The organism is Blautia glucerasea (genome assembly GCF_020537505.1).
Taxonomy (GTDB): domain Bacteria; phylum Bacillota; class Clostridia; order Lachnospirales; family Lachnospiraceae; genus Blautia_A.
The window spans coordinates 22,392-36,530 of record NZ_JAJBMO010000021.1 but is presented as its reverse complement, the minus strand read 5'-3'; the positions used below and the strand labels follow the sequence as shown (position 1 = coordinate 36,530).

The window sequence follows — 14,139 nt, the reverse complement described above, 5'->3', positions numbered from 1 at the left end:
ACACTCCGCGATGGGATTGAACATGGCGATGCAGATAAGACCATCGAGAGCTTTACGAAAGCAGTAGAACGTTTCTCCAATATGAGCTGATAAGTGTCTGCTTTTGCTATTTTTACTGAAATTTAACAGGAACAGGTTAATGTAAAGGGGCTGTCGCACTAAGTCAGTTTGTGGAGACTATGGATTTGACTGCAGTGCTAATAAGTATACTTTCGTCTGGAAGAAGGCAGTAACAAAAAAACAGGCAAAACTTTTGCAGAAACTTGCTGATTTTGTAGCTGAGTGTGAGTTGCTTTATGATATAAAAATCGTTTATGGAAATACGATAAAAATAAAGCATGTAAAGAAGCTCCGCAAAAAACTGTATGCATTAAAAGAAACTGAAAAAATAGTGTTTGTGCATGGGATTGGAAAAAGAAAAACGCCGCTTCACGAAAATTCATTCGTTAAAGCGATAGCCCCCTTCAATTAAGTTGATAAAATTTATCAAAGTATATCGAGAATATTTCTCTGTATTTGTGCCGATAAAAATGGGCTTACAAATTAGAAAAAACGAATGAAAGTACAGAATATAGGACTTATATATGGGGAAATCCATTTTTTTCCAGATAAATTGTACTTTATTAAAAGCATGGACCAAACTGATTGACGGCGAAAAAACAATCCCGTATACTACAATCGTTAAACCAATAACAATTCTTCAACATACGCGGAGAACTATAAAATAAAGAAAGAGGTACAAGAATGAAAGATTTTGCACAGTGGGAAGGCTTCGAAGGAAGTCGTTGGAAAGAACAGATCAACGTTCGTGATTTTATCCGTCACAATTATACCCCTTATGACGGAGACGATTCTTTCCTGGAAGGCCCAACTGAGGCTACTGACAAACTGTGGGGAAAGCTGCAGGAGCTGCAGAAAGCAGAGCGTGCCAACAATGGTGTGCTTGACATGGAGACAAAGGTTGTCACAGGCCTGACTGCATACGGACCAGGATATATTGCTGAAGACCTGAAGGATCTTGAGAAGGTTGTAGGACTTCAGACAGACAAGCCTTTGAAGCGTGCGTTTATGCCATACGGCGGAATCAAAATGGCTGAGCAGGCATGCGAAATGTACGGCTACAAGGTAGATCCTCAGATCCACGATATGTTTACAAAATATGAGTTCAAAACACATAACCAGGGCGTTTTTGACATTTACACACCAGAAATGAAAAAAGCACGTCACAGCCATATCCTTACCGGACTTCCGGATACTTATGGACGCGGACGTATCGTTGGCGATTACAGACGTGTGGCTCTGTACGGTATTGATGCGCTGATCGAGGGCAAAGAGAAAGACTTTGCAACAAGCGACCGTCAGGGTATGAGACGTTATGATTTCCAGCTTCGTGAGGAAATCGCAGATCAGATCCGTGCTCTTAAGGGAATGAAAGAGATGGCAAAGATCTATGGTTATGATATTTCAGAGCCGGCTAAGAACGCTCATGAGGCATTCCAGTGGCTGTACTTTGGATATCTTGCAGCAATCAAGACTCAGAACGGTGCTGCAATGAGTGTTGGACGTATTTCCACATTCCTTGATATCTATATTGAAAGAGACCTTAAGAATGGCGTGATCACTGAGAAAGAGGCTCAGGAGCTTGTTGACCACATGGTAATGAAATTCCGTATGGTTAAATTTGCGAGAATTGAGTCCTACAACCAGCTGTTCTCCGGTGACCCGGTGTGGGCAACTCTTGAGGTTGCAGGTATTGGTGTTGACGGACGTCACATGGTTACCAAGAATGACTATCGTTTCCTCCATACTCTTGAGGATATGGGACCGGCTCCGGAGCCAAACCTTACTGTTCTTTATTCTTCCAGACTGCCAGAGAACTTCAAGAAATATGCTGCTAATATTTCTGTTACAACAAGTTCTATCCAGTATGAGAACGATGATGTTATGCGTCCGGTATGGGGCGATGATTATTCCATCTGCTGCTGTGTATCTGCTACTGAGACTGGTAAGGAAATGCAGTTCTTCGGAGCTCGTGCAAACCTTGCAAAATGCCTCCTTTACGCAATCAACGGTGGTGTGGATGAGAAGTTAAAGACTCAGGTAGGACCGGAGTACAAGCCGATCACTTCCGAGTATCTTGATTATGATGAGGTTATGCAGAAATATGACCAGATGATGGACTGGCTGGCTCATCTGTATGTAGGAACCCTGAACATGATCCACTACATGCATGACAAATATTACTATGAGGCAGCTGAGATGGCTCTTATTGATACCAAGGTTGAGCGTTCTTTTGCAACTGGTATCGCTGGATTTTCACATGTAGTAGACTCCCTGTCTGCTATTAAGTATGCGAAGGTAAAAGCTATCCGTGATGAGGATGGAATTACCACCGATTTCCAGGTTGAGGGTGATTTCCCACGCTACGGTAATGATGATGACAGAGCAGATGAGATTGCAAGAAACCTGCTTTCCACCTTCATGGATAAACTGAAACACATCCATACCTATCGTGATTCCAAGCCAACCACTTCTATTCTTACCATTACCTCTAACGTTGTTTATGGTAAAGCTACCGGAGCTCTTCCGGATGGAAGAAAGGCTGGAGAGCCTCTGGCACCTGGTGCAAACCCATCTTACGGCGCAGAGCAGAATGGACTTCTTGCTTCCCTGAACTCTGTTGCAAAGCTTGACTATGAGGATGCACTGGATGGAATTTCCAATACACAGACCATTAATCCGGAAGCTCTTGGACATAGTGATGAAGAGCGTACAGATAATCTGGTACATGTACTGGACGGATATTTCAACCAGGGTGCACATCACCTGAACGTAAATGTATTTGGCAAAGAGAAACTGATCGATGCTATGGAGCATCCGGAAAAAGAGGAGTATGCAAACTTCACTATCCGTGTTTCCGGTTATGCCGTTAAGTTTATCGATCTGACAAGAGAGCAGCAGATGGATGTTATTGCCAGAACCTGCCATGACAGAATGTAAGTCTGATATTGTAAAATAGTATCGGTGAAACAAAAGGGCATGCAGTACAATATATGTTAGAGCTTGCATGTCCTTTTTATGAATATGAATGCAAAGGAATTAGAAATGTTAAAAGGCTATGTTCATTCTCTGGAGAGCTTCGGGTCTGTGGACGGACCTGGAGTGAGATATGTGATTTTTCTTTCTGGCTGTGCTATGCGCTGCCAATTCTGCCATAATCCGGATACCTGGAATATGACAGATGGAAAAGAGTACACCACGGATCAGCTTTTGAAGACAGCACTTCGGTTTAAGTCCTACTGGGGCGAGAAAGGCGGTATCACGGTGAGCGGCGGGGAACCACTTTTGCAGATGGATTTTCTCACAGAGCTTTTCCGTAAGGCAAAGGAAGCGGGAGTCCATACTACTTTGGATACCAGCGGAAATCCTTATACGACTAAGGAGCCGTGGCATTCTAAGTGGCTGGAGCTGATGAAGTATACAGATCTTCTGCTTCTGGATATCAAGCAGATCAATGAGCAGGAGCATGTGAAGCTTACCGGGCAGACGAATACCAATATTCTTGCCATGGCCCGTGAGCTTTCGGATATGGGTAAGCCTGTTTGGATCCGGCACGTACTGGTACCGGGGGGCAGCGACAAGGATGAGTATCTGCACCAGCTGGCGGATTTCATTAAGACGCTGAAAAACGTTGAGCGCGTGGAAGTTCTTCCGTATCATACACTGGGAACCTTTAAATGGGAAAAGCTGGGTATTCCTTATCCGCTGGAGGGCGTGAAACCTCCGGTGCAGGAGAGGATTGATAATGCCAGACGGATTCTTGGGGCGATTTAAGAGCGTGAAAGAAAGTAAATAAAACTCCTTAAGGGGAGGCCGTTGCGGACTGGAAATGAGTTCGCAATGGCCTCTTTTAAGTTGCTATTTTGTGGGTTAAAAGTTCGTCTAAAAGGGATGCATTCGGACAATGGGTATTACTCACTCACCGGCGCAACGCTACGATGAACTAATCGCTAACTGCGACTAAGGAGTTCCGGAGAGCCGTCACTCCTAAGTCTTCGTAAGCACTGGATTTCATCTACGCTAAGGGCGCGCCTGAAATGGTTCGCTGGAGTAATACCCATTGCCCAAATGCTGTGTACTGGCTGGAAGCCAACACCCTAAACAGCAATGTAATGTTTAATGATTAGTGGATAGAAACGAGAAAATTTCCTGTAAAAATCGCTGTCCATATTTCTTAAGCTTATTCTGTCCTACGCCGGATACGTTAAGCATTTCGTCCTCATTCTGGGGGAGTTTCTCGCACATGTCGATAAGGGTTTTGTCGGTGAAGACGATGTAGGGCGGGACGGATTCTTCTTTGGCAATTTGGAGGCGGAGCTGGCGTAAGGTCTCGAAAAGAGCGGAGTTACGGCTGGAGTTTGCGGCGGTGGTGCCAGCGGATGAACCCACTTTGGAAGCGGAAAAACTGTCTTTTTCGAATGGATTTTTGCGTTTCTTTGAGGCTGATATTTTCTCTTTTTCTTTGAATTTCTTTACTATAATTTTGATATTTTTTGTTTGTAAATCTGCGATGTTTCCTACTTTTAGGACACTATATTCGCCCTCAGTCTGAATGATATAGCCCATGCGGATCATCTGGCTTATAAGGAGCCGGAGGTCGGCTTCGGTGCGGTTTTCCAGTTTGGCATAGCAGTTGTAGGAGGTGGCACCGATGTCTTTCAGGCGGGCTTTTTTGGAGCCAAGGAGGGTGCCGGTTACAAGAGCCTGACCGTAGCGGCCGCGCATTTCGGTGATGCAGCCGATTACCCATTTGGCGTCCTGGGTCATGTCAAGTTCTTCAAATTCCTGGTGGCAGTTACCGCAATTGTCGCAGGGGGTATCTGTGGTTTCGCCGAAGTATTCCAGAATGTAATTACGCAGGCAGGAGGTAGTCATGCAGTAGCCTTCCATAAGCTGGAGGCGGCGGGAATCCTGGCGCTTTACCTGGTCGATTTCCTGAAAATCCATGCCCTCGAAGTCTTTGCTTCCAAGAAGCAGTTTGCTGATCATCACATCCTGGGCGGAGAAGAGAAGAATGCATTTAGCTGGTTCGCCGTCTCTTCCGGCACGTCCGGCTTCCTGGTAGTAGTTTTCCATGCTCTGAGGCATGTTGTAATGGATGACGAAGCGCACGTTGGACTTGTCAATTCCCATACCAAAGGCATTTGTGGCGATGACTACCTGAGCACGGTCGTAGATGAAATCATCCTGGCTTTTCTTGCGGATATCGTTGCTCATTCCAGCGTGGTAACGGGTTACAGAGACGCCTTGTTTCTATAATTTCTCATACAAAGTATCCACGTTTTTTCTAGTGGCACAGTAGATGATTCCGCTTTCGTTTGGATGGGTTTCTATGTAATTCTGGATAAAGATGCCCTTCTGCTTTCCAGTGAGATGTTCCACTTGATAATAGAGATTTTCTCTGTCAAAACCAGTGACAACAACGTTGGGATTCTTCAGTTTCAGGATCCTTGCAATGTCATTTTTTACCACTTCTGTTGCGGTGGCAGTGAAGGCACTGATGATCGGATTGCCAGGCAGCTGTTCCACAAAATCTATGATTTTTAAGTAACTTGGACGGAAATCTTGTCCCCATTGGGAGATACAGTGGGCCTCGTCTACAGTTACCATGGAGATAGGAGTATGGAGCGCGAAGCTTAGAAATGAAGCTGTTTCCAGTCGTTCTGGTGCTACATAAATGATCTTGTAAACTCCCCTTGCAGCAAAAGAAAGAGCCTTATTAATCTGTCCCTCAGTCAGCGAGGAATTAATATAAGCCGCGTGAATTCCTGCTTCATTCAGAGATTTCACCTGATCCTGCATAAGTGAGATCAGCGGTGAAACCACCAATGTAATTCCTGGCAAAAGCAGCGCTGGAACTTGATAACAAAGGGATTTTCCAGCCCCTGTCGGCATAATTGCCAGCGCATCCCTTCTACTTAAAATGGTATCTATAATTTCTCCTTGCCCATCCCGGAAGGAGTCGTATCCGAAGTAAGTTTTTAGAATTTGTAAGGGCGTTACTGGTGAAGTAACAGAATTAATTTCTTGTATATTCGAATTGTTTGTTGTCAATTTATTGACCTCCTGCGATGAAAATAGGTAATTGTTTAGTTGTTGCAAAGCTGCACACTTTGAGGAATAATGTCTGCTGAGGTGCTTCTAATTTTTTATCATTTTTAATGCTGCCTTCGCTGTCTTGCCTGTAAGTTCTGTAATACTGGAAAGCACAGGCACATCTCCATATTTTCGGTTTTCATAAAACGCATAATAACATCCATATAGAATATAAGTGAGCATAATATTAATGTCCTTGTCCTCCCGATATTGAGGGTAAGCTCCAAACACCAGTTCTTTCAAGGCCACTTCGATTTTCTGCACCAGGCATTTACTCCTGCTTCCCGAAAACAAAATCCCGATCAGCGAATCCTTTGCCAGAAACCCCATAAACAGTTCCCTGGAAAAAAAAGTGGTATCCTCCAGCACTCTCTCCGGATGAGTGAGATTCTCCATAATTGATACCACAACTTCCGTTTCCAACGTATCCGAGAGATGATAAATATCCTGATAATGGGCATAAAAGGTAGATTTATTGATCTGTGCTTTCTCACACAATTCCTTAATTGTAATCCTCTCCAGCTCCTTATGAGAACGCAGTTCTATAAAAGCATTTATAATACTCTGTCTGGTTTTTTCAATTCTGATATCCATACTTATATATCCCCTATTTCAATAAATTAGAAATCCAACACATTCTAAAAAACGTTGGATATCCAACTAATGTCGCTTTTCGTCGGTGGCATTTTCCTCTCCACGCAATTATACTCATTATACAAAGAAAACCAACTACTGTCTAATATCTTTTTATAATGAATGGGAGAGCAAAAACATGGATTTTTACAACTTTTATACAGGAAAAGAATTTGAAGCATATCAGTACCTTGGTGCTCACGTATGGGATGGCGGAACCACCTTCCGTACATTTGCCCCGGCAGCGCAGCGAGTATCTGTAATTGGTGAGTTCAACGGCTGGACAGAGACTCCTATGAACCGTGTTCATGATGGCAATTTCTGGGAATGTACCATAAATGATGTAGGCTCTGGCCTGATGTATAAATACAGAATTTACCGTCAGGATGGCTCCTTCGTAGACCACGCAGACCCCTATGCTTTTTATAGCGAGATGCGTCCAGGCACTGCTTCAAAGACCTATGATCTTGGCGGTTATGAATTTGGCGACAGCAAATGGCTGAAAAACCGCAAAGCAAGCTACGACAAACCAGTAAACATTTATGAAATGCATTTTGGCTCCTGGAAAAAACGAGGCGAAGGGCAGGAAGACTGGTACACCTATGAGGAACTGGCACCGATCCTTATCGCCTATCTGAAGGAACACGGCTATAATTATTTGGAGATCATGCCTCTCTGTGAGTACCCATGCGACGAATCCTGGGGATATCAGGATACAGGATATTTCAGTCCAACCTCCCGCTATGGTAAGCCGGAAGAACTGAAAGCATTTGTAGACCAGTGCCACCAGGCTGGAATTGGGGTCATTCTGGACTTTGTTCCAGTGCATTTTGCAGTGAATGATTATGCGTTGGCAGAATATGACGGAACAGCCCTTTATGAATATCCAAACATGGCAGTTGGCCGCAACGAATGGGGAAGCTGCAATTTTATGCATTCCAGAGGAGAAGTTTGCAGTTTTCTGCAGTCCTCTGCCTATTACTGGATGAATGAATTCCATTTCGACGGCCTTCGTATGGATGCAGTAGGAAATCTGATTTACTGGCAGGGGGATGCAAGCCGTGGAGAAAATCTGGCAGCTCTGAAATTTATCCGTACCATGAATCAGGGCTTAAAGGAGCGAATCCCTGACTGCCTCCTTTTTGCCGAGGATTCCACTCCATATCAGGGTGTGACAAAGCCGGTATGGGAGGGCGGACTTGGATTTGATTACAAATGGGACCTTGGATGGATGCATGATACTCTGTCTTATTTTCAGGCAGATGCAAAAGAAAGACAGGAAAAATATCACAAGCTGACATTCTCTATGATGTATTTTTACAATGAGCGCTATATCCTGCCATTGTCCCATGACGAGGTTGTCCACGGAAAGGCAACCATCGCCCAGAAGATGAACGGTGGTTACGACGGGAAATTTCCACAGGCAAGAGCTTTCTATATGTATATGTATGCGCACCCGGGTGCAAAGCTGAATTTTATGGGAAATGAGCTGGCACAGCTGAAGGAATGGTGCGAAAAGGATGAGTTGGACTGGATTCTGCTGGAATTCCCTGTTCATGAAGCATTTCATAAATTCATGGCAGATCTGAATCAATGCTATCTGAAGAACAGTGCTTTTTCCCAGAGAGATTTCAGCCAGGATGGTTTCTCATGGGTGGATTGCCATCAGGAGCAGAAGTGCATGTATCTGTTTGAAAGAATCAGTGGTGACCAGAAAATTTTGGCTGTGTTCAATTTCTCCGACGAAATCCAGGAATACACTTTGAAAAAAGATTATGCCGGATATGAGCTTCTCCTTGCAAGTGATATGGTGAAATATGGCGGTAAAAAGCGCTATACCAAGAAGGAGAAGGTAATTACAGGGGGCAAAGCAGTATTTAAAATGGGTCCGTTCTCTGCAAGATATTATTTGGTGAAATAAGCTTTGATAACGACAGGCGGCGAGGCAGCTTTTGGCGGTGCTGCCTGTTGGCGTTTAGGGCAAATAAAAAGACCTGTCTCCGGATAAAATTCTACAATGATGGATCCCTATCAGTGATTTTATCTGGAGTACAGGTCTTTATGATTACTGTGTACAGCAATCAATGAGCTTCTGTAATTATAAGAAAATGTAATGCAAAAACGCAATGCGTATAATTTATTTACCAGGAGAGAGATGCTCCTTGATAGCGGTAAAGCTCTCTGGACTGATGACATGCTCGATACGGCATGCATCGGAGGTTGCAGTTTCCGGATCAACACCCAGACTGATCAGCCAGGAGGATAAAAATTCATGTCGCTCATAAATCATATCTGCAATCTTTTTTCCGGATTCGGTAAGATAAATATATCCTTCTGGAGTGACAGTGATATGGTTCTTTTCACGAAGGTTCTTCATAGCGACACTGACACTTGATTTCTTAAAGCCAAGTTCATCAGCAATATCAACGGAACGAACAACAGGTTTCTTTTTGCTGAGGACCAGAATCGTTTCCAGATAGTTCTCAGCGGATTCATTAGATTTCACGATAGATCACCTCAATTTCTTGTTTGTGTAACAGCACAAGTATAATACCTATAGAATACCATAGTTTACCGATTTGGGCAATTATTTTTTGCAGAAGAAAAAGGTACCAGCTTCGCAAGCAGTAGAATTACTATAATTGTAATCACTTCTGAACTCAGGAACGAGCCCCAGACGCCGTTTAATCCCAGTAGTTTTGAGAGGATTACGGCACTGAGGGCAATGGCAATAATGCCTCTCATGAGGGAGCCTGTGATGGCTGGGATGGGGCTGTCGGTGGCGGAGAAGTAGGCTACCAGCATAATGTTGATTCCGGCAAAAAGGAAGCCAAGGAAGTAGATCCGCAGGCCAGTGTGGGCATAATTTAAAAGCTGTAAATTGTTTTCGCTGTTAAAGATTCCAATAAGAACGTCTGTGAAGCCAAAGGAAATAAACACAATAACCAGCTCAAGGACCAGGCAGGAAAGAAGACTCCATTTTAGAAGTTTTTTCACATTTTTCTGGCTGCCTTTTCCATAATTCTGGCTGATCAATGGCTGCGCACCCTGGGCAAGACCATTGAAAATGGACATAGCAACCAGGGAAAGATTGGCGATCACCCCATATGCCGCAACGCCTACATTTCCTGCAATTCCAAGGATCAGCATATTAAAAATAATCGTAGTGATGGCAGAAGAAATTTCTCCAACAAAGGCTGAAATTCCAAGCTGGCAACAGGAAACCAGGTGGCGGAGGGAAGGGCTTTTCCACTTAAATGCTACGCCATTTCTTTTTCCAAGAAAATGTGTGCTGCAGACGGTCATGGTAATTGCAGGGCTGACAGCTGTGGCAAGAGCAGCGCCGGCAAGCCCCAGTCCCATTGGAAACATAAAAATATAGTCAAATAAAATGTTGAATAAACTTCCTGCAATGGCCCCTGTCATGGCGCGGGAAGGCGCATGGTCGTTTCGGGCAAAGGCGGTAAAAGTATAGTTAACCATAAAAAGCGGCGAAGCAATCAGCATAATACGCAGATAACTTTTGCCCAGTAAGATCAGTCCCTGATCTGCGCCAAGGATTGCCAGGAATTTCCCCGGAAAGAAAATTCCGGTGAAAATAAAGGGAACGCTGCAGAGCAAAGCCCAGAAAACAGATTGTGTAAAATAGAAATCCGTATTCTGCTGTCGGGATCTGTCAATGGAATATCTGGTTGCAGAGCCAATGCCGATCATGGATCCGATGGCATAAACCAGTCCATAAACAGGCAAAATCAGGTTCAGAACCGCAAGTCCATCTGCACCGGACTGGACGGAGATGAAAAAGGTGTCCGCAAGAATATAGATGGAAAAACCGATCATGGCAGCTACGCTCTGGGTAGTATATTTGAAAAATTGTTTTTGCATGTCTAAAGGTTATCCTTTCTGAAAAATATCAATATTGTTATAAAAAAGATAATGATTTATTATCTACGGATCCAGAAGAGGATAACGTCTGTTTTGCTTTACCATAAATAAAAAGATCACTTTCGTTAAAAAGAAATTTATCAAAATCTTTCTCATTATACTATAGGAAATGTATGGTGTAAACATTCACATTTTCCCATGACAAATCAATTCCCTGGGAGTATAATAAATTTGATTATCGTTTTCAGGGAGGTTTTTATTATGTACATTGCTTCAAAGGAACGTTACACCACAATGGAATACAACCGCTGCGGTGACAGCGGACTTATGCTACCGAAGGTGTCACTTGGACTGTGGCACAATTTCGGAGATACGGCGAATTTTGAAAACATGAGACAGCTGTGTTTTACAGCTTTCGACAATGGGATCACACAGTTTGACCTGGCAAATAATTATGGACCGGAACCTGGAAGTGCAGAGATCAATTTCGGAAGGATCCTGAAAGAAGATCTGGGAAAATATAGGGACGAGCTTATTATTACCACTAAGGCAGGCTACGAAATGTGGGATGGCCCTTATGGAAACTGGGGCAGCCGTAAGTACTTGCTGGCAAGCCTGGACCAGAGTCTGAAGCGTATGGGACTGGAATATGTAGATATTTTTTACCATCACAGAATGGATCCGGAAACCCCTCTTGAGGAGACTATGGGAGCATTGGCAAGCGCTGTTCAAAGTGGAAAAGCACTGTACGTAGGACTTTCCAATTATGATGGAAAAACTTTGTCACAGGCAGCCCAGATCTTGCAGGAAATGCATTGTCCATTTGTGATTAATCAGAACCGTTACTCTATTTTTGACAGAACCGTAGAGAAAAATGGTCTGAAGAAGACCACAGGAATCCTGAAAAAAGGTCTGATTACCTTCAGCCCTCTTGCCCAGGGACAGCTTACAGACCGTTATCTCAATGGAATTCCGAAGGACAGCCGCATCCGTACAGACGGCAGATTTTTGAAGGAAAGCAATCTGACACCAGAGCGTTTACAGCAGATACGGGAGCTGAACGACATGGCTGCAGAACGCGGTGAGAAGCTTTCTGAGATGGCTCTTGGCTGGCTTCTTGCACAGGAGGAAGTGACCAGTGTACTGATCGGAGCGTCACGTCCGCAGCAGATCCTTGACAACATAAAAGCAATCCACTGTGCACCGTTTACAGAGGAAGAGCTTGCAAGAATTGATGAGATTGCGGCTGAGAATACAGCCAGATAATAAAAAATTCAGTATAACAGTGAATGTATTGGATCATGCTAGAGAAAATCACATTTTTCAAAAAAATCTTTGATACTGTATGGGAATATCACAGGGACAGTGGGCAGTTATATGTACACCATGACAGTGCTCTGCCTGAATATTGCAATCGGCAGTTGCCATATGGGGGAAGGTTCTTGGCTATCTGCAGAATATTAACCAGGATATGTTTGCAAAAGAAAAGCTGAAAAAAGCAGCTCAGAGAGACTCCCTGACAGGTCTTTATAATGTGGGAACAGCGAAGAAAAGGATACGTGGGATCCTTCGGAACCAGACGAAAAATCTTCATAAAAAAATCGTACAGGGCTTTCTGATGTATAATGAGTTTGCGTAAAACATTACAAAGGAAAGCGCCCCTGTACGATAAAAGTATTATACAACGGACATAATATTCATCTTTCACATAGCAACCATATATCCAAGTGCATTCGTCAAATCTGCATTAACTTTTGAATAATAAGCTGATTTTGCAGTATTATATTCTATCATTTCTGTGGTTTCTTTTATAGAGGAAACATCACTCTCAAGATGACTAAGCGCATCTACTGCTACAGACATTTTTTGAGAAATATCCTTTATGTTTCTGTTAATGCTTGTTAACACATTATACATTAAGTACTGATTTCTCTTTATTGTATTTAAAGAATCAATTACTGCATCAAGCTGATCAATCACCCGATTCGCCAGGATCTCTGCCTCATACAGGTTGTATGCCCCGTCCCCGCCTTCCAGTGTGCTGCATCTTCCTGTACTCAGGTATTCATAAATTGACGAAACAGCAACAAAATCCCAATATTTTGGATGCAAAATCCCAGACTTCAAAAGTTTTTTTAGTACATCACAGGCCTCTGATACTTTCGCATTTATTTCTTCGATTTCATTTTCATAAAATTCTCTGACGGCAGAAATCGCTAATTTTCCTGCACCAGCTTCCAGCTTATCTGTTAAACATTTCTTTTGGGCATTGAGGTCTTTTATCAACTGTTTTTGCTTTTCTAAAGCTTTCGCATTATATTCTTCTCTTTGCCTTACCTCTCTCGTTTTTTCTTTTTCCCATTTTTCATTAAATTCCTGAACTGCTTTTTCATATTTATTCCTTAATCTCTCATTTTCGGCATTAACTTTCTTTTTATTGAAAAAACCAGGTTTGGAATATTCCGGTTCCTGTGGCATGTGCAATCCCAGATCCTCAGGGCGTATTTGAAGAGACATCGCTACATTGCGGCTTTCAGCCTGTACAAGCTCTTTCTCTAAATAAACCATTTCTTTTTTGCATTTTTCCGTAAACTGGCTTTTTTCACGTATCTCCATTCTTTTGGCTTCTATTATTTCAGTGTCAAAATTCACCAGTTGTTCTTTAAGAAAAAAGATGTCCGAATAAAGTTCAAATACATGTTGCAAATATTCAACAAGCTGCTGTCTCTCCAGTGTATTGTTTGCGGGCACAGCAGAAGAAAATGCCATTTTTTCCTCAAACATTTTATCAACTTTTTTCACAGCCATGTTATGATCATTTATCTTTATTGCAGATTCCATTTTTTTTAAATCCAAACCATCCCAGTTGTATAAATCAGGTGGAACAAAAGACATTCTTTTTCCACATATAGGACATTTTGCAGTATTCTTCCACGCATACAAGATATTTACTTTTCCGGTTTCTTCATCAGGTTTCATTATGGATTGAAAATAATTAATATAGGAAGGATCTTGCTTTTTTATGTTTGTTATTTGTGCCAGTTCCAAATGTTTCGGATCTTCCCTCGAACGGATAAAGTCATCAAGTAACGTGAGGGTATACTTCACATCAACCACAAGACGTCCATCTTCTTTTTTTTCAGAAATACGTTTGGAAGAGGAATACTTATATGCTATATCTTCTAAATCTGAAAAAGAATATTTCGAACGATATTCACACTTTTTGTACATTGCTTCAGACACAACCATCTGTTCTTCTACAACAAATTCCTTATTGCCTGCTTCAATATTCTCTTCAATAAGATTAATCAAATCATCCCTTGCAGATTCAATAAACGAGCCACAATGATCACAATAATATAGCCCCAGTACCATAAGCCTCTCCTTTTTATAATTTGCAGAATCAATATTTGCCTTTTCAACAGCCGTATATGCTTTCAACATATTTCAGTTTTATATTATAAT

Annotated in this window: 9 protein-coding genes and 3 pseudogenes; 7 read left to right on the top strand and 5 right to left on the bottom strand. The window is 42.6% G+C overall.

The window, feature by feature from the left end; all coding sequences use genetic code 11:
* Positions 1-3 precede the first annotated feature (3 nt).
* The 4 genes and pseudogenes from LIQ05_RS20380 to pflA all read left to right on the top strand — a co-directional run.
* Positions 4-90 (top strand): annotated as a pseudogene (locus LIQ05_RS20380) (metal-sensitive transcriptional repressor); the annotation flags it as partial.
* Positions 91-187: 97 nt separating this feature from the next.
* A pseudogene (locus LIQ05_RS14615) lies at positions 188-439 on the top strand (IS5/IS1182 family transposase); the annotation flags it as partial.
* A gap of 305 nt (positions 440-744) precedes the next feature.
* A complete protein-coding gene (gene pflB / locus LIQ05_RS14610; protein WP_226821814.1) occupies positions 745-3,000 on the top strand; it encodes a formate C-acetyltransferase in 2,256 nt (751 codons plus the stop codon).
* A 78-nt stretch (positions 3,001-3,078) separates the two neighbouring features.
* Entirely contained in the window at positions 3,079-3,834 is a 756-nt protein-coding gene (pflA, locus tag LIQ05_RS14605; RefSeq protein WP_226821811.1) for a pyruvate formate-lyase-activating protein, read from the top strand.
* A gap of 342 nt (positions 3,835-4,176) precedes the next feature.
* Here pflA and recQ read toward each other — a convergent pair.
* Positions 4,177-6,084, bottom strand: a pseudogene (gene recQ / locus LIQ05_RS20375) (DNA helicase RecQ).
* A 117-nt stretch (positions 6,085-6,201) separates the two neighbouring features.
* Positions 6,202-6,750, bottom strand: coding sequence for a TetR/AcrR family transcriptional regulator (locus LIQ05_RS14595; RefSeq protein WP_226821808.1), 549 nt, complete (start codon positions 6,748-6,750; stop codon positions 6,202-6,204).
* Positions 6,751-6,928: 178 nt separating this feature from the next.
* Between LIQ05_RS14595 and glgB the strand changes: the two genes are divergently transcribed.
* The gene (gene glgB / locus LIQ05_RS14590; protein ID WP_226821805.1) at positions 6,929-8,710 is read left to right on the top strand and encodes a 1,4-alpha-glucan branching protein GlgB; all 1,782 of its coding nucleotides are present in this window, start codon (positions 6,929-6,931) and stop codon (positions 8,708-8,710) included.
* Between the two features lie 216 nt (positions 8,711-8,926).
* Here glgB and LIQ05_RS14585 read toward each other — a convergent pair whose 3' ends face one another.
* Both LIQ05_RS14585 and LIQ05_RS14580 read right to left on the bottom strand, forming a co-directional pair.
* Complete coding sequence (locus LIQ05_RS14585; protein ID WP_226821802.1) at positions 8,927-9,295, bottom strand: metal-dependent transcriptional regulator; 369 nt, start codon at positions 9,293-9,295, stop codon at positions 8,927-8,929.
* A gap of 65 nt (positions 9,296-9,360) precedes the next feature.
* Positions 9,361-10,674 carry an MATE family efflux transporter gene (locus tag LIQ05_RS14580; protein WP_226821799.1) on the bottom strand — a complete coding sequence of 438 codons (1,314 nt, stop codon included), beginning with the start codon at positions 10,672-10,674 and terminating at the stop codon, positions 9,361-9,363.
* Between the two features lie 261 nt (positions 10,675-10,935).
* On the opposite strand from LIQ05_RS14580, the gene LIQ05_RS14575 reads away from it, so the two are divergent.
* Entirely contained in the window at positions 10,936-11,940 is a 1,005-nt protein-coding gene (locus tag LIQ05_RS14575) for an aldo/keto reductase (RefSeq protein ID WP_264292782.1), read from the top strand.
* A gap of 142 nt (positions 11,941-12,082) precedes the next feature.
* Entirely contained in the window at positions 12,083-12,313 is a 231-nt protein-coding gene (locus LIQ05_RS14570; RefSeq protein WP_226821796.1) for a hypothetical protein, read from the top strand.
* 65 nt (positions 12,314-12,378) lie between these two features.
* Here LIQ05_RS14570 and LIQ05_RS14565 read toward each other — a convergent pair whose 3' ends face one another.
* Entirely contained in the window at positions 12,379-14,118 is a 1,740-nt protein-coding gene (locus LIQ05_RS14565) for a hypothetical protein (protein ID WP_226821793.1), read from the bottom strand.
* Positions 14,119-14,139: the final 21 nt, after the last annotated feature.